The organism is Romboutsia faecis (genome assembly GCF_014323405.1).
GTDB classification, from domain to species: domain Bacteria; phylum Bacillota; class Clostridia; order Peptostreptococcales; family Peptostreptococcaceae; genus Romboutsia_E; species Romboutsia_E faecis.
Map to the genome: position 1 here is coordinate 509,128 of NZ_JACRWE010000002.1, position 17,830 is coordinate 526,957.

The following is a 17,830-nucleotide window of genomic DNA, read 5'->3' on the forward strand; positions in this document are numbered from 1 at the left end:
ATAATATTTATATATAAATATATTTTGAACAGTATAAATATTTCAATCAAAATTACCTATGATATTTATGATCGAATAAAAATCAATTATAATAAAATAATAAGCTATTATAATCTAAGAGGTGTTAATTATGAGAGAACTAAGGAGAGATCCTATTACTAATGATATAGTTGTACTTGCAAAAAATAGATCAAAGAGGCCAATGGATAGAGTTAAATATCAAACTGATAAAGAAATCAAAGAAGAGTATAAAGAAGACTGTCCATTTTGTAGAGGGAATGAAAAGCATACAGAAAACCCTACTTTTGAAATTAAAGATAAAGATGGGTGGTTAGTTAGATCTGTGTATAATAAATATCCTATAGTAGATTCTTTATCAGATGAAATATATGGAGAACATGAGGTTATTATTGATACCAATAGGCATAATGGAAGCTTTTATAACATGAGTGAAAAAGAATTCTTATATTTATTAAAAATGTACCAACATAGATATGAATACATGGCAAAAAATGAGAAGATAAAATATATTAGTATTTTTAAAAACTTTTTAAGAAGAGCAGGAGCATCGTTACTTCATCCTCACTCTCAAATAATTTCTTTATCTATAGTTCCGCCAGAAATTGAAAATGAAATTAGCATTTCTGAAAAATATTATAATAAATATAAAAAATCATTATATGAAGCTATTATAGCAGATGAAATAAAGTATAAAAATAGAATTATACATAACCATAGAGATTATTTAGTAATAGTACCGGAAATTACAAAGTATGGAGGCGAAATTAGAGTTTTATTTAAAAGTAATAAAAGATTTGAAGAATTGAAGGAAAGGGAGTTAGAAGAATTAGCCAAGATATTTAAGAATTTATTTAAAAAAATATATGATGTACAGGGTTACAATCCATTTAATATATGTATACATACTCATCCTGTAAATAATTCAGAAAGTAAAGACTCTCATTTTCATACTCATATTCATATAATACCTAGAAGGTACAGTTTTGGCGGATTTGAGCTAGGAACAGATGTATATGTATCATCTATAAATTCTGATAAATTAGCTAAGAAATTAAGATTTGATTAAAATAAATTAGATCTATAGTGTATAACTTTGATGTTATAGGTTTTAAATATAATATATATTTATTAAGTTTGAAAAAAGAATTGATTATAAGTTTAAAAATAAGGGTATTTTAGATAATATAAAGTAAAAATAAAATATATTTTACATAAATTTATATTATTTAGAAATTATTATGATAAAATAAAAAAACATGCAGAAAACTTAGGAGGTACAAATGAAATTTATATCTTGGAATGTTAATGGGCTTAGAGCCTGTGTAACCAAAGGATTTTTAGACTTTTTTAAAGAAGTTGATGCGGATATTTTTTGCTTACAAGAAACTAAACTTCAAGAAGGTCAAATAGATTTAGAATTAGAAGGATATCATCAATATTGGAACTATGCTCAGAAAAAAGGGTATTCAGGAACTGCAATATTTACAAAAATAGAACCTATAAGTGTAGCTTACGGTATTGGAATTGAGGAACATGATAATGAGGGAAGAGTTATAACTTTAGAGTTTGAGGATTTTTACTTTGTAACAGTTTATACTCCGAATTCTCAGAGTGAATTAAAGAGACTAGAGTATAGAATGAAGTGGGAAGATGATTTTAGAGAATACTTATTAAAGTTAGACAATAAAAAGCCTGTTATAATGTGTGGTGATTTAAATGTTGCACATAATGAGATAGATTTAAAAAATCCAAAAACTAATAGAAAAAATGCTGGATTTACTGATGAGGAAAGAGGCAAATTTACTGATTTCTTAGCTTCTGGCTTCATTGATACCTACAGATTCTTTAATCCAGACAAAACAGATATTTATTCTTGGTGGTCATATCGATTTAAGGCGAGGGAAAAGAATGCAGGATGGAGAATTGACTACTTCTGTGCATCAAAAAAATTAGAGGATAGATTAATTAGTGCTGATATACATACGGAAATACTTGGATCAGATCACTGTCCAGTAGAGCTTGTTATTAAATAGTTAAGAATTATAATAATATAAAATTTAAAGTAGACTCCTTAAATGGAGTCTATTTTTATATATTAAATATAATAAATATTTATTATATTTAATATGTAATAAAACTGAATTTATAATCATAAAATTAATTGAAACCAAACTATGTAAATAATTATATATTTTTAGGGGGATAGATAAATGAATTTATTAGACTTAAAAAGCAAATTAGAAAAAGGTAAGTTATTAGAGGGAGAAGTGGTGTACATAAAAGAAGATAATATTATATCTGGAATAGATTCTGTATATAAGAACCAAGAGGATAAAAGTGTTGTTTTATTGAAATCAAAGGAAGAAACTATAAAGGTTGATAATCTTTTAGGGATATTAAATGAAATATATGCCACTGTTGGAGATATAGAAGTTTTTATTTCTGAAAACTCTATAAATAGAAGTTCCATTAAGAGTATAGAATCTGTAGAATTTGCACAGTATGAACTTGTAAAAATGATTTTTATAAATATATAAATTTATATGTTTAGTAAAGAAACTATTTTTAAATAAATTTTATATTTAAAGATAGTTTCTTTGTGTATTTAATAGATAGTTACATATGAGTATATACTATTTACAGCAGAATGTTTCACAGCTAGCATTGACAGAATTTATTTTTACACTTGGTGCAGTACAATTCTCATTTTCATTATATTTACAGTTGCAAGCTTTACAATCTATGTTTGATGTTTTTACACAATCACATTCATCTGCAGAATTTGTAAAACCACAAGTGTCTTGATCTCTAAATGTAGAACAACAAGTATGTGAAGTTGTAGTAGCTTGTCTTCCATCTACTTTTATACTTCCGGAATAACACTCACCTGAAGTATTATATACACAGTTTATAGCAGAACAACCTAAATTAGTATTAGCCATAAAAAATACCTCCTGAACATGATATACAAATAGTATGTGAAAGAATAACAAAGTTATTCGGGAAAACATGGTATGATTTTATAAAATATACACTTTAGAAAATCATACCATTATATTAATTAATATGTTAAACTTATTTAGTACTCAGAAATGAGATAACAAAATAAGAAAAATAATTTTAAATATTTTTACGATATCTATAAAAATATAATTATAATAGTAAAAATACTTCATGGTATTTTTCGAATCAAATGACAACGTAGCATAATAGCTTAATTGGGGGAAAATATGAGTAAAAGAATAATAGTTTTAGCTATTGTAAGTTTTTCTATTATTGGATCAGTATTTATAGTAACTAAGAAAAATAATATTAAAGCAGAGAATAACACTTTTAACATGAGTAACTCTATTTACAAAAATGACGATAGTATATCTGAGAATAAAGAATACATAGAAGGAATACAACCGTTGTATGTAGATGATATAGTAGTAGTGAATAAAAAATATGGATTACCACAAAATTATAGAGCAACAGAAGAATTGGAAAAGGATGCAATAGATGCTGCCAATAGAATGATGAAAGCTGCTCAAGAAGATGGCATAGTAATAAAAATAAGAAGTGGATACAGATCTTATAGTATTCAGTCTACTTTGTATAATAATTATGTTAGACGAGATGGAAAAGAAGCCGCTGATAAATATTCAGCAGTACCAGGTTACAGTGAGCATCAAACTGGTCTAGCATTTGATTTTACAACCAGTGATACATCAAAGTCTGTAGGTGAATGGTTTACAGATACAATTCAAGCTAAATGGCTATATGAAAATGCGTACAAGTATGGGTTTATTATTAGATATCCAGAGGGGAAAGAAGAGATTACTGGCTACCAATATGAGTCTTGGCATTATAGATATGTAGGTGAGGAGCATAGTAGGAATTTTGCGATGAATAATTTAACCTTAGAGGAATATTTAGGTTTAGATAAATAATAAAAAACTATTAAAAGGAACTAGAGATAGCCTTTTAATAGTTTTTTTATTATTTATTGTATAAATTAATATCGTGCAAAAGTCAGAAAATACTTATATAAATATAAGAATGAAATAAAAAACTATTAACAAAGCTTTATTGAATATTTTGTAGTATATAAACTATTTATGCTATAATAAATAAAACTAATAAAGAAGTAATTAGGGAGCGGTATTTATGAATATTATTGATATAGCTAAGCTTGCAGGAGTATCTAAATCAACTGTATCTAGATACTTAAATGATGGTTATGTAAGTGAAGAAAGTAGAAAAAAAATACAAGATGTAATTGATAAAACGGGTTTTGTTCCATCGAATCATGGGAAAACCTTACGTACAAAGAAAACTAATTTAATAGGTATAATACTTCCAAAGATAAGTTCAGAAACCATTAGTAAAATTGTAGATGGAGTAAGCGAGGAAATTTCTAAAGAAAATTATAATATAATTCTTGGTAATACTGATTTAAGTATAGAAAAAGAAATCCAATACTTAAAAATATTTAGAAATAAAAATGTTGATGGGGTAATTTTTGTAGCTACTATAATAACTGAAAAACATCTAGAAATAATTAAACAAATGAAGGTACCTATTGTTATTGTAGGCCAAAAGGTAGAAGGATATCCTTGTGTATATCATAGTGATTATGAAGCTGCATATGAAATGACAAACTTTTTAATAAGAAATAATCATAAAAATATTGCATACATAGGTACTAATGATGAAGATATATCTGCAGGTATTAATAGAAAAGAAGGATTCATTAAATGTTTGCAAGATAATAAATTAAAATACGATAAGAATTTAATAAAAGATGCTAACTTTTCACAAGAAGGTGGGTATGAGAAAGCAAAAGAATTGTTAGAGTCTAGAAATGATATAGATGCAATATTCTGTGCAACTTATAATATGTCTTTGGGAGTGTTAGAGTACATGAGAGAAAATAACATAAAAATACCAGAGGATGTAAGCTTATGTGCTATAGGTGATTCTAGGTTTTCGAACTTGATACATCCGACCCTTACGACTATTCAATATTATTACAAAGAAAGTGGAATAAAGAGTAGTCGTATGCTAATTGATATACTAAAAGGCAACTGTAACAAGGAAAATTTAAAATATATAAAATTAGGATATAACTTTTTAAAAAGAGAAAGTGTAAAAGTGCTATAATAGATATAATTATTATTTATGAAAATGTTTACAGAATTGATTATAGAATATATAATTTAAATATATAGGAGTGTTAAATAATTTAGTTGTTAGTTGAAGTTTTTCGTATCATAATAACTTAAAATGATAAACTATTTGAATTAATATTAAATATTTATAACTAATCATTATTGCTTAACATATCCTTTCAATTACATAAGTTATAAGTCAGATTTAAGCTGTAAGAATTATATTTTAACATAATGGGGGAATATAAATGAATATAACATTAAAAGCTTTATGGGTAAGCTTAATTAGGGGTGAGTTTTTAGGTTACACTAGATAAAAATTCTTAGTGTAATAATTTTATAAAGTGAAAATTCTTAACTCAAGAGATTAAAGTGTGTTATATAATTTATAATTAGGGAATTTGAGGCTAATTTAAGATTTTAATAAGTATTAATTAAAATTTTAAATTTAGCCAATAAAATTGAAAAATGAGGGAACGTTCCCTTAAAATTATTGTGGGAACGATACCTCTTAAAAAACTAATACCTGAAATATGAAAATATAATTAATATATAAAAGGAGATGGGGAAAATGAATTATGATGAAACAGCAAAAAATATTTTAGTTAATATTGGGGGGGGAGGTAATATAGAATCCGCAACTCATTGTGCAACTAGACTTCGCATAGTAGTAAAAGATGAAGAACTAATAAATAAAGAGGCAATACAATGTATAAATGGAGTTAAAGGAGTTTTTATTACAGCTGGTCAGCTTCAAATAATATTTGGAACAGGAATAGTAAATAAAGTTTTTGAGGAATTTGCAAAGATTGCAAATATAAAAGCAGCTACAAAAGAAGAAGTTAAGCAAGCTTCAGTTAAGAAATCGAATCCACTGCAAAGAGCAATTCGTACATTAGGGGATATATTTGTTCCTATATTACCTGCAATAGTATCATGTGGTCTAATGATGGGATTTGTTGAAGCTATTAAATTTTTATCATCAGGTGGATATGTAAGTATAGACATAACAAGCTCATTATTTGTGATGTTAGATTTATTTAGTAGTGCAGCATATACATTTTTACCAATATTAATAGGATTTAGTGCAGCAAAAGTATTTGGAGGCAATGTTTATTTAGGTGCTGTAATAGCAATGATAATGATACATCCAAACTTACAGAATGCTTGGACTGTTGCAAGTGAGGGTGTTCTTTCTACTCAGCCAGTATGGTTTGGTCTTTATAATATAAAAATGATAGGCTATCAAGGTCATGTAATACCAATAATGATTTCTGTTTTTGTGATGAGCTTTATAGAAAAGAAACTTCGTAAAATAGTACCATCAATGCTAGACTTATTTGTAACTCCATTAGTTACAGTATTTTTGACAGGATATTTAGCTCTAACAGTAATAGGACCTGTTTTCGTTGTGCTTGAAAATGGTATATTAGACGCAGTTCAGTGGCTAATACAAGTTCCTTATGGAATTGGTGGATTTATTATGGGTGGAATATATAGTGCTACAGTTGTTGCAGGAGTTCACCATATGTATAATATAATCGATTTTGGTCAATTAGCACAGTTTGGATTTAGTTATTTTGTACCAATAGCTTGTGCAGCAAACATATCTCAAGGTGGAGCAGCATTAGGTGTAGCCTTAAAAACTAAAAGTGCAAAAACAAAGACTTTAGCTTTACCAGCGGCTTTAAGTGCTCTTTTAGGAATAACAGAACCAGCTATATTTGGGATTAATTTAAGATATGGACGACCATTTGTAGCAGCGGCTATTGGATCAGCATGTGCATCACTTTATGCAGCAATAGTAGGGCTTGGAGCAACAGGTACAGGTGTTACAGGTATATTTGGAATACTTCTTACTTTACATACACCAATTCAATATATGATTTTATTTGCAATAGCATTTTTAGTATCATTGTTACTAACTATTGTATTTGGAATAAAAGAAGGTTAAGAAATAGATAATTAATAAATTTCATTACGAATTCAAAAGGAGGTTATAGATGAGCATTATTGAAAAAGAATTCACAAGACTGATCGACATTTGTAAAAGTGTAGAAGGAAAAAAAATTAATAATGATCCGTATAGACTAAAATATCATTTAATGCCTCCAATAGGTTGGTTAAATGATCCAAACGGTCTTTGCCAATTTAAAGGAGACTATTATATATTTTATCAGTACTCACCATTTGATGTAAATGGAGGATTAAAATTATGGGGTCTATATGTTTCTAAGGATTTAGTGAACTGGGAAGATAGGGGAGCAGTTATTTTTCCTGATACAATTTTCGACATTCATGGTGTTTATTCAGGTAGCGCATTTGTTGAAGATGATAAAGTATATTTTTTTTACACTGGTAATGTAAAACATTTAGGAAATCATGATTATATATATTCGGGAAGAGGTCATAATACCATGATGCTTACTAGTGAAGATGGGGTAGGTTTTAGTGAGAAGAAGGTTATTTTAGAAAATATTGATTATCCCGATAATATGACATGTCATGTAAGAGATCCTAAAATATTAAAAAAAGATGCTACGTATTATATGATTCTAGGAGCTAGAGATAAAAGTGATAAAGGTTGTATATTATTATATAAATCTAATGATTTAAATGATTGGATTTATGTTAATACAATTAGCACAATAGAGAAATTTGGATATATGTGGGAATGTCCTGATTTAATACAGTTAAAAGATATAGAAACACAAGAAGTTAAATATATGCTTTTAGTATCACCGCAAGGTATAAAGGAAGATGGATATAAGTATAACAATATATATCAAAGCGGATATTTCTTAGGTGATATGGATTTTGAAAATGGTGAATTTATATTTGATGAATTTATAGAACTAGATAGAGGATTTGATTTTTATGCACCTCAAAGTTTTGTTGATGAAAAGGGAAGAACTATATTAATAGGGTGGATGGGACTTCCAGATATTGAAGAAGATTACTATATAAATCCAACATACAAAAATGGATGGATGCATGCATTAACTATGCCTAGACAGTTGATACTTGTAAATGGTAAATTACATCAGTTACCAATAAAGGAAATTGAAAAATTAAGAAGGAATAAATTAACTATACACTTAGAAAGTGTTAAAGAATATGATAAGTTAAAAGGTAGTATTTATGAATTAGAAATAAAGTTTAATAATGAAATAGATAACTTTGAGTTAAGTTTAAAATCAGACTGCATTATTAACTATTCTAAAGAGGCTAAAGTATTAAGATTAAATCTTGGTAAAAGTGGATATGGAAGATGTAAAAGAGCTGTAAAGATTGGAAATCTAGAGGCTTTACGAATATTTGTAGATACATCTAGTATAGAAGTATTTGTAAACTATGGAGAAGAGGTATTTACAAGTCGTATGTATTGTTATGATTTTGATGATAAGATAAGTATGAAAGGTAATTTAGATGATGTGAAAATAAATCTATATGAGCTAGGAGAATATAAATATGTATAAGGTAATAACAATTGGGGAGGCATTAATAGATTTTATCCCAAATGAAAAAGGATGTAAGTTAAAAGAAGTTAGTGGATTTGAAAGAATTGCAGGAGGAGCACCAGCTAATGTTGCAGCAGCAGTTGCTAAACTATCGGGTAATGCTTATTTTATTTCTCAATTAGGAGAAGATGCTTTTGGAGACCATATCATTGATGTATTAAGAGATGCTAATGTTAATACAGATTATATAATGAGGACGGATAAGGCAAATACAGGATTAGCGTTTGTTTCCTTAAAAGAAGATGGAAATAGAGATTTTTCTTTTTATAGGAATCCAAGTGCAGATTTATTACTTGAAGATAATATGCTTGAAGAAAATTGGTTTGAAAATTGTGGAATACTACATTTTTGTTCTGTAGATCTAGTTGAATCACCAATGAAGTATACACACAAAAAAGCTATTGAGTATGCAAGTAAAAATAAATCAATAATAAGCTTTGACCCAAATGTTAGATTACCACTATGGAAATATGAAAATGATTGTAGGGATGTAATATTAGAGTTTTTACCACTAGCCAATATACTTAAAATATCTGATGAAGAGTTAGAGTTTATAACTGGGATAAAAGATGAAAATGATGCTTTAAAAAGTTTATTCAAAGGCAATGTAAAAGTAGTAATTTATACAAAAGGTGAAGATGGAGCAATATTTATAACAAAGAATAAAGAGACTATGAGATTTATAGAAAGTAAAGGTTTAAAGGTAAATGTAGTAGATACTACGGGAGCTGGAGATTCTTTTATAGGATCATTTTTATATCAATTAAGTCAAAAAAATATAATAATAGAAGACTTAGATAATCTAGATTATAATTTAGTAAAAGAAATGCTAGATTTTAGTAATAAATATGCTGCAGATACAACAACTAAAAAGGGTGCAATCGCAGCAATGTGTACAATAGATGAAATAAAATAACATGTTATATAGGAGAGAAAATTATGGGATTATTCGATTTTTTTAAAAAGAAAAAAGAAACAGTAGAAGAATGTAATAAAGTAGAGTTAAAAGGGATAGTATGTCCAACAAATGGAGAAATTTTAGAGTTATCAGAAGTACCAGATGAAGTGTTCTCTCAAAAAATGATGGGAGATGGTTTTGCTGTAAAGAGTAATGATGGTATATTTGTATCACCAGTAAGTGGAACAGTAGAGATGATATTTGATACAAAACATGCAATAGGATTAAGAAGTAATGATAATATAGAAATACTAGTACATATGGGTATAGATACTGTAAATTTAAATGGTAAAGGTTTTGATGTGTTTGTAAATGTTGGAGATAAAGTTAAATCAGGCGATAGATTAGCTAAGATGGATGTTGAATATATAAAAGAAAATGCTAAGTCTGATATAACTCCAGTTATATTTACATCATTAGAAGATTGTAAATCTGTAAAATTAATTACAGGTCAAGCAAAAGTAAAAGAAGAAAATAGAATAGAATTAGTTTAATTTTGACTTGAACATACAGCGTAAAATATTAAATTCTTTTATAACAGATACTATAAGACTGTAAATTTCAGAGGTTTAATATTTTACGCTTTTCTTTATATAAATCATATAAGAAGTAGAAAAGCATACAAAAGTTTTCTTTATCTTTTTTTATAATTTATTTTATTATCTTTTGTTTCTATTACAAATTGATTAGTTTTGCCCATTTTGTAGGCTAAATCAATTATTTTTTTTTCTTCCTTTGTTAATTGGCGTTCTAGTATTTTCTCGAATTCTTTAAATAATTTCTCGTAATCAATTTCCTTTTTTGTTTTACGCTTTGATTGTGCAGGTTTTACTGGTGTATAAATATATACATCAGGAACAATATCTGGACTATTTATTTTTATAAATACTTGCGCTGTATAATAAGCATCATTTAATGCATCATGATAGGATTTATTTTGTTCTACACCTAGTATTGAAATTGCATTTTGAAGTCCAATACTTTTTCCTGTAGGATTATTAAAATACCTAGAAGCATATTCTTGAATGTTAATATAAGATTTAGGTAAAGTTTTTGATGGTAGATTATAATAATTTACATTTCTATATAATTCCTTCAAATCACTTGTTCCCCATACACATAATACAGACTTTTTTGAGGATATAAACTTTTTAAATTCTTTATAAACTTGAGTAAAATTTGAGGCATCTTTAACATCACTTTTAGTGATACCTGTCATTTTCTGTATAAATGGGTGAATATCCTTATATATTTCAGGTTTTACATATGCATTAAAAGTATCTATCATATTAAAGTTAGAATCTAATTTAATAGCTCCAATTTGAATAATTTCAAAAGGACATCGTTCATTAGACACAGTTTTATTAAGAGTTTTATCAAATCCCTGATTAAACTCTAAATCAAAGACTATATATTCCATATTTTTCTCTCCTAAAATTTCTTAGAATTTTTTATCATAAAATTCTTTATATAATTAAAAAAATAAGACTATTACAATAAAAAGTTTCTTATAATTAGTATACCCTATATTAATAAAAAGTTAAAATATTACTGTAAAAAGAATAGAATTTATTATAGAAAAGTTTGCTTGATAATATTAAGGAAATAAAAGAATATTAAATATTGCGAACTTTCAAATCATAAGATATAATAATATAAAGATTAAAACGAATAAAAATAATACAATATAAAAAAATACGGGGGATTAACATCGTAAGGAGGAGCTATGAGTAATTTACTGCATGTAATTGAAAAAGAAAGATATAATGCAAATGAATTAAAATCATTATTAGGAGAACATAAACACATAAAATTTGTTTCATTAGTAGGGGTAGACTTAGGTGGAAATGCAACTGATGAAAAAATACCAATGGAATTATTTCTAGATGATATAGAAAGTTTTTTATCTTCAGCAGTGCAAACTGATGGTTCAAGTGTTGAGCTTTATGAAATAGCTACATTAAATAATGCAAAGGTCGATTTAATGCCAGATGAAAGTAGTAGATGGTATGTAGATTATAATTTAGAACACATAGATGTAGAGACTAACTTGCCAATAGGTACATTAAAAATACCAGCATTTTTAATACATGATAATAAAAAGGTATGTTCAAGAGGGATACTTCAAAAAGCAGATAGCTACTTTAAGACATCATTACTAGAGATATTTGAACAATATCCACATATGATAAATAATATAGGAATAAATGATATAAATGAAATAGATGATATACTACTAACTTCGGCAACAGAATTAGAATTCTGGGTAAATACTCCAGAAGATAAAGCTGATTTAGAGAAGTTATTTGTATCTCAAAGTCTAAAGGAACAATATTGGAAGAGAACTCATGGCCTAATAAGAACTTGTTTAGAAAAAACATTAATAACTCTTCAAGCTAAAGGAATATGTCCAGAAATGGCGCATAAAGAGGTTGGTGGTATACAAAGTACTATAAGTATAGAAGGTAAAACTAATCATGCAATGGAGCAATTAGAAGTATCTTGGAAGTTCTCATCTCCTCTTCAAGCTGCAGATAATGAGTTAGTAGTAAGAGAAGTAATAGAAGATACATTTACAACTAATGGGCTAGAAGTTACATTTAAAGCTAAACCTATACATGGAGTTGCAGGTAGTGGAAAACATACACATGTGGGTGTAAGTGCAAAATTAAAAGATGGAAGCATAAGGAACTTGTTTGCACCTATGGATATGAAAGAAGATTACTTAAGTGAAATTGGGTACGGAGCTTTAATGGGATTACTTAATAACTATGAAGTATTAAATCCATTTGTAACATCTACCAATGATGCATTCAACAGATTAGTTCCAGGGTTTGAAGCACCAGTTTGTATAGTTACTTCACTAGGCCATACTTATGAAATTCCTTCAAGAAATAGATCAGTACTTGTTGGACTAGTAAGAGATGCTAAAAATCCAAAAACCTTAAGATTTGAATTAAGATCTCCAAACCCATTATCAAATGCATACTTAGTTATAGCTGGGTGTTACCAAACTATGTTACATGGAATAAAGGCAGTAGCAGAAAGTAAGCTTTCTACAAAAGAATTAGAGAAAGAACTTTCTAAGGATGTAGGAGAAGATAGCTTCTACTTAGATAAAGATAGAGCATATAGAGATGAAAATGATGTATTTGAGTTTTATACATTAGAAGAAAGAAATAAACGATTCTCAGCACCACCAGCTACTGTTTATGAAAATGTAAGAAACTTAGATATTGAGAAAGATAAATTAGAAGCATTAAAACAAGGTGGAGTATTTAATGATAAAATTATAAACTCTTTTAAAGTTGGTTCAATAGATAAATGGAAGAAAGAATTAGGAAATAGAATAATACAAGAATATTCAGATAGAATAAGAAGCTATGTGAAATTACATACAAAAGAAAATATGGATGCATTAGATGAAGTTAATTGGAATGCAATTTCAGATATTAAATTTAATGTAATGAAGGATACACTGACTAGAAGTTCAATATTTACTCAAATAAGAGATGCAATAGAAAGTGAAGATTACCAAATAGCTTCAAAATTACAATTAGAATTAGAAAGAAATATGGAAGATGTAGAAAAGTTATATATGCAATATAAAAAGAATATATATTAGTAAGAAAAAGAGATTTCTCAATTTTGAGGAATCTCTTTCTTTTTTGATAAAACTGAATAAATATTGTAAAATTAGTCAATATTAATTGGTAGCTGTAAAAGGAGGATAAAAAATGAATAAAGATTTAAATAAAGTGATATTAAGGTTTACTATATCACTTGTATTATTAATTTCCTTAAACTTATATAATACCTCTTATTCATTTGGGGAAGTAAATAAGTTAGATATACTAATACAAAACCAAGAAAAGCAAGAGGAATTGAAAGAGAAAATAAATGAATTAGATAATATATTAGAAAGTAAAAATCAAGATCTAAAAGTTGAAAACGGTCAATATGTATCTTCTGATGATAGTAAATCATTAGAAGTAGTAACTATTAGCTTTGTTCCTCAAGAGTATGAAACCAGCAAAATTGATGAGATAAGTTCTGAGATTGTTGCTTTAGAAGAAAATAGAAATATCTTGGATAAAGAATTGCAAGATGCAATAATAGAAGGTGTCCAATTAGAAAAAATAATTGAGGAAGAGGTTAAAGCAAAATTAAAATCAGAAAATATTGAATTTGTGACTGGAATATGGCCATTGAATGATTATAAAGATATAAGCTCTGGATATGGTTATAGAATTCATCCAATAACAAATGTAAAAAGCTTTCATAAGGGGATAGATATTCCTGCTCCACAAGATACTGATGTGTTGGCTATTGATGATGGTATAGTCAGTTTTTCTGGTTACCAAAATGGATATGGAAATGTTGTTAAGATAAAACATTTTGATGGAAAAACTACTGTATATGCACATAATAACTCAAATGTAGTTAAAAAAGGAGATATAGTAAAGCAAGGAGATGTTATTTCTAAAGTTGGAACAACTGGTAATTCAACTGGAAATCATGTTCACTTTGAAATAATAATAAATGAAAAAAATATTAATCCTATAGAGGGTGTAATAAAATAAAAGTTCAAATAAAGCATATAGTAACTTCAATGTTATTATATGCTTTATTTTTTATTAAGAGATATAATTTTAAAAAATAATATATAAATGAAATTTTTAATAGTACGAATCATATAGATAAATATAAGAAGACTTTAGAAATTATAATCGGTAGTTAAAAAATGATTTATAAATATTAAATAGAATTTTTATTCTTAGATAAAGTTTATATAGTATTTATTTAATATATAAAATAAAGAGTAGGGGGAAGTGGTTAAAATAAAGCGTAAAATATTAATAGATTCAATTATCTATATTGCATTACCAATAATATTATACAAATTAAGTAGCGTAGGCATTTCCAATTCCTATGTATTTTATTTAATATTAGGTGGTATTTGTTACACACTTTATACTAAATATAAGCAAAACAGGACTAGTATATCAGGATTAGGTATTATGACGTTATTAACGTTATATATTTACTTTTCAAGGAATCAAAAAAATAGTTTTGATTTATATATTTATGCAACTTATATAATAGGGTTAAGTCTTTCTATTATATTGATACTTAATTTATTTGACAGAAATATTTGCAGCCAGATATATACAGATATATTAAATACAAAATTTAATAGCGACATATCAATAAATAGCCTTATAAGAAAAAGAAAGTTAGAAAATGAATTTAACTTTCTTACAACGCTAATAGCTTTACACCTATTAATTTCTATATTGATAAGGTTTTATGGGATTTTATATTATGGAGCAAGTAGATATATTGAGGTTTATAGTTTAGAGATACTAAATCTTATTATATTTACGATTATAGAGTTATATACTATATATAAAATTATTGTAAAGACAATGTCAGATAAAGCTTTTTCAAATAAAAAAAATGATAAGGATATTAATGACGGAAGAGTTATAGATTTAAGTCAATATAAACGTGTAAACAAATAAATATTAAAGTGAATAGTAATATAAGGGGGGCCCCCTTATATTACTATTTTATTCAGAAATAGAATCATTTAACAATTCTTGTATATAGTCATATATTTTTTCAGGATGTATAGTTTTCTTAAATTCTAATATATTATCTGACATGAATTTAATTAAAGAATTAAACTTACTTGAAACAATAGATTCAAATATTTCTTTAAGGTTTTCATCATCATTGTAAATAATGCCTATTCCTTTATCTACAATAAATTTAGCATTTTCTATTTCTTGACCAACTTTTGGCAATTTTACTATTATAGGTATTTGTGAGTGTATTGCTTCAAATAATGTAGCACCACCAGGTTTAGTAAGCATTAAGTCGTATTCTTTTATTAAATCTTGCATATTATTTACAAATCCAAGAACTTTTATATTCAGTAAAGGTTTTTTTTCAGTTAAATTATCATAAAGTTTTTTATTCTTACCAGTTACTATTGTAACTTCTAAAATATCTCTATATATTCCTACAAAGTTATCAATCCAGTGCATAAAGCTTTCATCAAAGTCAAATAAACCACGTCCACCTCCTAGAAGTAAAAGTCTATACTTTCCTTGTATATAATTTTTTTTTGCTATTTGAAAATTTTTATTAATAGGAACACCTGTAACCTTTATTGAATTAGGAGATATACCTTTATGTACTAATCTATTTTTTATTTCAGTACTTGGTACGAAATACATATCAGTATTAGGATAAATCCACTCTAAGCTATCTACAACATCAGTTATGACAGTTATGCAAGGGATTGGCTTATCAGTATGCTTTAAATTAAAATTATATACACAAGAAGCTGCCAGTGGGAATGTAGATATAATTAAATCAGGCTGAACTTCTAATATATACTCAGATAACTTAGGGGTATATATTATATGGGAGATATCATATATAGGATTAAATGACTTCTTTAAGTAATAATAGTAGTTGTATAGTTCAGGCATGTATTTAGTATTATTTTCATACATCTTTACCATTGGCTTATTTATTCTAGGCACACTTGCATTTATAAAATTTTGTATTACTATATTGTAATTATCGTCACTTTCATTTATGTAATCTTTAATAGCATTTGCAGCACTTATATGACCAGCGCCAAATTGGGCTGTCAAAATTAAAATTGTTTTTTTACCTTTTTTTGTATCCAAAATATCACCTCTAGAAAAACTGTATAGTATATTTATAGCATTTACAGTATTATACCTTATGATATCTAGTATAAGCAATGATATAAAATTTATTATCAAAGAAGGATATAAGTAGTTTAAGTTGAAAAATTATACAGAGGTGGTAATATGGAGGGGATAAATAAGAATAAGAACTATGAAGAAAACAGTAATAGTGACTCTATATACATACTAAAGATGATAATTTACTCTATAATAGGAGTAGGAATTTTTTTTATACCTATAAATATAAATAATCAGAATCAAACTATTTTATATCATATAGTTGATAAAATTCAATTAAACTATAATAACTTTTTACAAGTATGTATAATCATATTTATTTCTTTAGGAAGTATAAAATTATTTATTGATAAGAAAAGAAGTAAAACTTTTTTAAGTTTAAGATTTTTAAGTGTTTTAATAATACTTAATATATTTTATGGTAGAAGCTATATATTTTTCAAAAACGATAATACTATTTTGATTATAAAGGAAATTATATTAAATCTGGTTACTGTTCTTCCCATAAGTTCCATATTTATGCCATTCTTAATAGAATATGGATTATTAGATATTGTAGAATCTTACTTTCATCCAATTACAAAAAAACTATTCAAAGTGAGTGGAAAGACTGTGATTAATATGATGGTATTTGTTTTTACAGATTGTTTTTGCGGATACTACATGGCAAATATACTATATTCTAAGGGGAGGCTTAGGTTAAATGAATTATATATGTTATTGTTAAATTTCTCAATAATTTCATTTCCTATGACTAAATATATATATAATGAATTAAATTTAAATAGTAGTATTTTTATTTTTACAAATCTGCTAATACTAATAATTAGTAATATGATTTTATGTAGATTATATCCAATGATTAAAATTAAAAAGTCATACTCAGTAAAAAGTAATTATAAAGAAAGTATACATAGAAAAGATAAGTTAAAAAAAGGTATAAACAAATATTTGAAGAGTAAAGATAATAAGAAAATATTTATACATATTTTAGATAATCTAGAACATACTATAAATTTAACCATGAATTTAATTCCAAATATTGTATTAATATTTTTCTTTGGAGACTTAATATTAAATAATGAATATATATTAGAACTTTTTAGTAAGTTATTTTACCCTATTATTAATTTATTAAAAACTTCAGATGTATCTTTAATTAGCAAGTCAATTGTTAGTGGATTTTATAATGAAATAATAGCTATAGATTTAATAAATAAAAGTGTAGATTACAACATTAGATTTATAATAGGAATATTATTAGTTATAAAATGCACATCTCTGACTTCAAATATAGCTTATATAAGTAGCTCATCAATAGAAATTGATAAAAAATATTTTATTATAATATTTTTAGAAAGAGTATTACTTATATTATTTTTATATTCAGCAATATATTATTTTTATAAAGGTTACATAATGTAGAAT

Annotated in this window: 16 protein-coding genes; 13 read left to right on the forward strand and 3 right to left on the reverse strand. The window is 26.4% G+C overall.

Going from position 1 to position 17,830, the window contains the following annotated elements; translation table 11 throughout:
- Window positions 1-130 precede the first annotated feature (130 nt).
- The 3 genes from galT to H8923_RS05770 all read left to right on the forward strand — a co-directional run bounded on the left by galT (window position 131) and on the right by H8923_RS05770 (window position 2,558).
- On the forward strand, window positions 131-1,087 hold the full coding sequence (galT, locus tag H8923_RS05760) for a galactose-1-phosphate uridylyltransferase (protein WP_153972101.1): 957 nt from the start codon (window positions 131-133) through the stop codon (window positions 1,085-1,087).
- A gap of 214 nt (window positions 1,088-1,301) precedes the next feature.
- A complete protein-coding gene (locus tag H8923_RS05765; RefSeq protein ID WP_153972100.1) occupies window positions 1,302-2,054 on the forward strand; it encodes an exodeoxyribonuclease III in 753 nt (250 codons plus the stop codon).
- A gap of 177 nt (window positions 2,055-2,231) precedes the next feature.
- Entirely contained in the window at window positions 2,232-2,558 is a 327-nt protein-coding gene (locus tag H8923_RS05770) for a hypothetical protein (protein ID WP_153972099.1), read from the forward strand.
- 96 nt (window positions 2,559-2,654) lie between these two features.
- Here H8923_RS05770 and H8923_RS05775 read toward each other — a convergent pair whose 3' ends face one another.
- The gene (locus tag H8923_RS05775) at window positions 2,655-2,963 is read right to left on the reverse strand and encodes a DUF1540 domain-containing protein (protein WP_153972098.1); all 309 of its coding nucleotides are present in this window, start codon (window positions 2,961-2,963) and stop codon (window positions 2,655-2,657) included.
- A 288-nt stretch (window positions 2,964-3,251) separates the two neighbouring features.
- Between H8923_RS05775 and H8923_RS05780 the strand changes: the two genes are divergently transcribed.
- The 6 genes from H8923_RS05780 to H8923_RS05805 all read left to right on the forward strand — a co-directional run bounded on the left by H8923_RS05780 (window position 3,252) and on the right by H8923_RS05805 (window position 10,147).
- Window positions 3,252-3,953, forward strand: coding sequence for a M15 family metallopeptidase (locus H8923_RS05780; protein ID WP_153972097.1), 702 nt, complete (start codon window positions 3,252-3,254; stop codon window positions 3,951-3,953).
- A 217-nt stretch (window positions 3,954-4,170) separates the two neighbouring features.
- Entirely contained in the window at window positions 4,171-5,166 is a 996-nt protein-coding gene (locus H8923_RS05785; RefSeq protein ID WP_153972096.1) for a LacI family DNA-binding transcriptional regulator, read from the forward strand.
- Window positions 5,167-5,745: 579 nt separating this feature from the next.
- On the forward strand, window positions 5,746-7,128 hold the full coding sequence (locus H8923_RS05790; protein WP_153972095.1) for a PTS transporter subunit EIIC: 1,383 nt from the start codon (window positions 5,746-5,748) through the stop codon (window positions 7,126-7,128).
- 49 nt (window positions 7,129-7,177) lie between these two features.
- A complete protein-coding gene (locus H8923_RS05795; RefSeq protein WP_153972094.1) occupies window positions 7,178-8,653 on the forward strand; it encodes a glycoside hydrolase family 32 protein in 1,476 nt (491 codons plus the stop codon).
- Window positions 8,646-9,611, forward strand: a complete 966-nt coding sequence (locus H8923_RS05800; RefSeq protein ID WP_153972093.1) for a carbohydrate kinase family protein — start codon at window positions 8,646-8,648, stop codon at window positions 9,609-9,611. Before H8923_RS05795 ends, H8923_RS05800 begins: the two co-directional genes overlap by 8 nt.
- 23 nt (window positions 9,612-9,634) lie before the next feature.
- Window positions 9,635-10,147, forward strand: a complete 513-nt coding sequence (locus H8923_RS05805) for a PTS sugar transporter subunit IIA (RefSeq protein ID WP_153972092.1) — start codon at window positions 9,635-9,637, stop codon at window positions 10,145-10,147.
- Between the two features lie 140 nt (window positions 10,148-10,287).
- On the opposite strand, the gene H8923_RS05810 is transcribed toward H8923_RS05805, so the two are convergent.
- Complete coding sequence (locus tag H8923_RS05810) at window positions 10,288-11,073, reverse strand: 3'-5' exonuclease (protein ID WP_153972091.1); 786 nt, start codon at window positions 11,071-11,073, stop codon at window positions 10,288-10,290.
- A 306-nt stretch (window positions 11,074-11,379) separates the two neighbouring features.
- Here H8923_RS05810 and H8923_RS05815 point away from each other — a divergent pair, with 306 nt between their 5' ends.
- The 3 genes from H8923_RS05815 to H8923_RS05825 all read left to right on the forward strand — a co-directional run bounded on the left by H8923_RS05815 (window position 11,380) and on the right by H8923_RS05825 (window position 15,178).
- Window positions 11,380-13,278: a glutamine synthetase gene (locus H8923_RS05815; protein ID WP_153972090.1), complete on the forward strand. Its 1,899-nt coding sequence runs from the start codon at window positions 11,380-11,382 to the stop codon at window positions 13,276-13,278.
- A 112-nt stretch (window positions 13,279-13,390) separates the two neighbouring features.
- Window positions 13,391-14,236: a M23 family metallopeptidase gene (locus H8923_RS05820; protein ID WP_153972089.1), complete on the forward strand. Its 846-nt coding sequence runs from the start codon at window positions 13,391-13,393 to the stop codon at window positions 14,234-14,236.
- 249 nt (window positions 14,237-14,485) lie between these two features.
- On the forward strand, window positions 14,486-15,178 hold the full coding sequence (locus tag H8923_RS05825; RefSeq protein ID WP_153972088.1) for a hypothetical protein: 693 nt from the start codon (window positions 14,486-14,488) through the stop codon (window positions 15,176-15,178).
- Window positions 15,179-15,226: 48 nt separating this feature from the next.
- Here the strand turns inward: H8923_RS05825 and H8923_RS05830 are convergent, their stop codons facing one another.
- Window positions 15,227-16,360, reverse strand: coding sequence for an MGDG synthase family glycosyltransferase (locus tag H8923_RS05830; protein WP_153972087.1), 1,134 nt, complete (start codon window positions 16,358-16,360; stop codon window positions 15,227-15,229).
- Between the two features lie 147 nt (window positions 16,361-16,507).
- On the opposite strand from H8923_RS05830, the gene H8923_RS05835 reads away from it, so the two are divergent.
- Window positions 16,508-17,827, forward strand: coding sequence for a hypothetical protein (locus H8923_RS05835; RefSeq protein ID WP_153972086.1), 1,320 nt, complete (start codon window positions 16,508-16,510; stop codon window positions 17,825-17,827).
- The last annotated feature ends 3 nt before the right edge of the window (window positions 17,828-17,830 follow it).

Bases quoted from the DNA above. Each gene is read 5' to 3' on its own strand.
- H8923_RS05800 (WP_153972093.1), top strand. From the start codon at position 8,646: ATGTATAAGGTAATAACAATTGGGGAGGCATTAATAGATTTTATCCCA.
- H8923_RS05835 (WP_153972086.1), top strand. From the start codon at position 16,508: ATGGAGGGGATAAATAAGAATAAGAACTATGAAGAAAACAGTAATAGT.
- H8923_RS05770 (WP_153972099.1), top strand. From the start codon at position 2,232: ATGAATTTATTAGACTTAAAAAGCAAATTAGAAAAAGGTAAGTTATTA.
- galT (WP_153972101.1), top strand. From the start codon at position 131: ATGAGAGAACTAAGGAGAGATCCTATTACTAATGATATAGTTGTACTT.
- H8923_RS05810 (WP_153972091.1), bottom strand. From the start codon at position 11,073: ATGGAATATATAGTCTTTGATTTAGAGTTTAATCAGGGATTTGATAAA.
- H8923_RS05795 (WP_153972094.1), top strand. From the start codon at position 7,178: ATGAGCATTATTGAAAAAGAATTCACAAGACTGATCGACATTTGTAAA.
- H8923_RS05815 (WP_153972090.1), top strand. From the start codon at position 11,380: ATGAGTAATTTACTGCATGTAATTGAAAAAGAAAGATATAATGCAAAT.
- H8923_RS05765 (WP_153972100.1), top strand. From the start codon at position 1,302: ATGAAATTTATATCTTGGAATGTTAATGGGCTTAGAGCCTGTGTAACC.
- H8923_RS05805 (WP_153972092.1), top strand. From the start codon at position 9,635: ATGGGATTATTCGATTTTTTTAAAAAGAAAAAAGAAACAGTAGAAGAA.
- H8923_RS05790 (WP_153972095.1), top strand. From the start codon at position 5,746: ATGAATTATGATGAAACAGCAAAAAATATTTTAGTTAATATTGGGGGG.
- H8923_RS05820 (WP_153972089.1), top strand. From the start codon at position 13,391: ATGAATAAAGATTTAAATAAAGTGATATTAAGGTTTACTATATCACTT.
- H8923_RS05775 (WP_153972098.1), bottom strand. From the start codon at position 2,963: ATGGCTAATACTAATTTAGGTTGTTCTGCTATAAACTGTGTATATAAT.
- H8923_RS05780 (WP_153972097.1), top strand. From the start codon at position 3,252: ATGAGTAAAAGAATAATAGTTTTAGCTATTGTAAGTTTTTCTATTATT.
- H8923_RS05785 (WP_153972096.1), top strand. From the start codon at position 4,171: ATGAATATTATTGATATAGCTAAGCTTGCAGGAGTATCTAAATCAACT.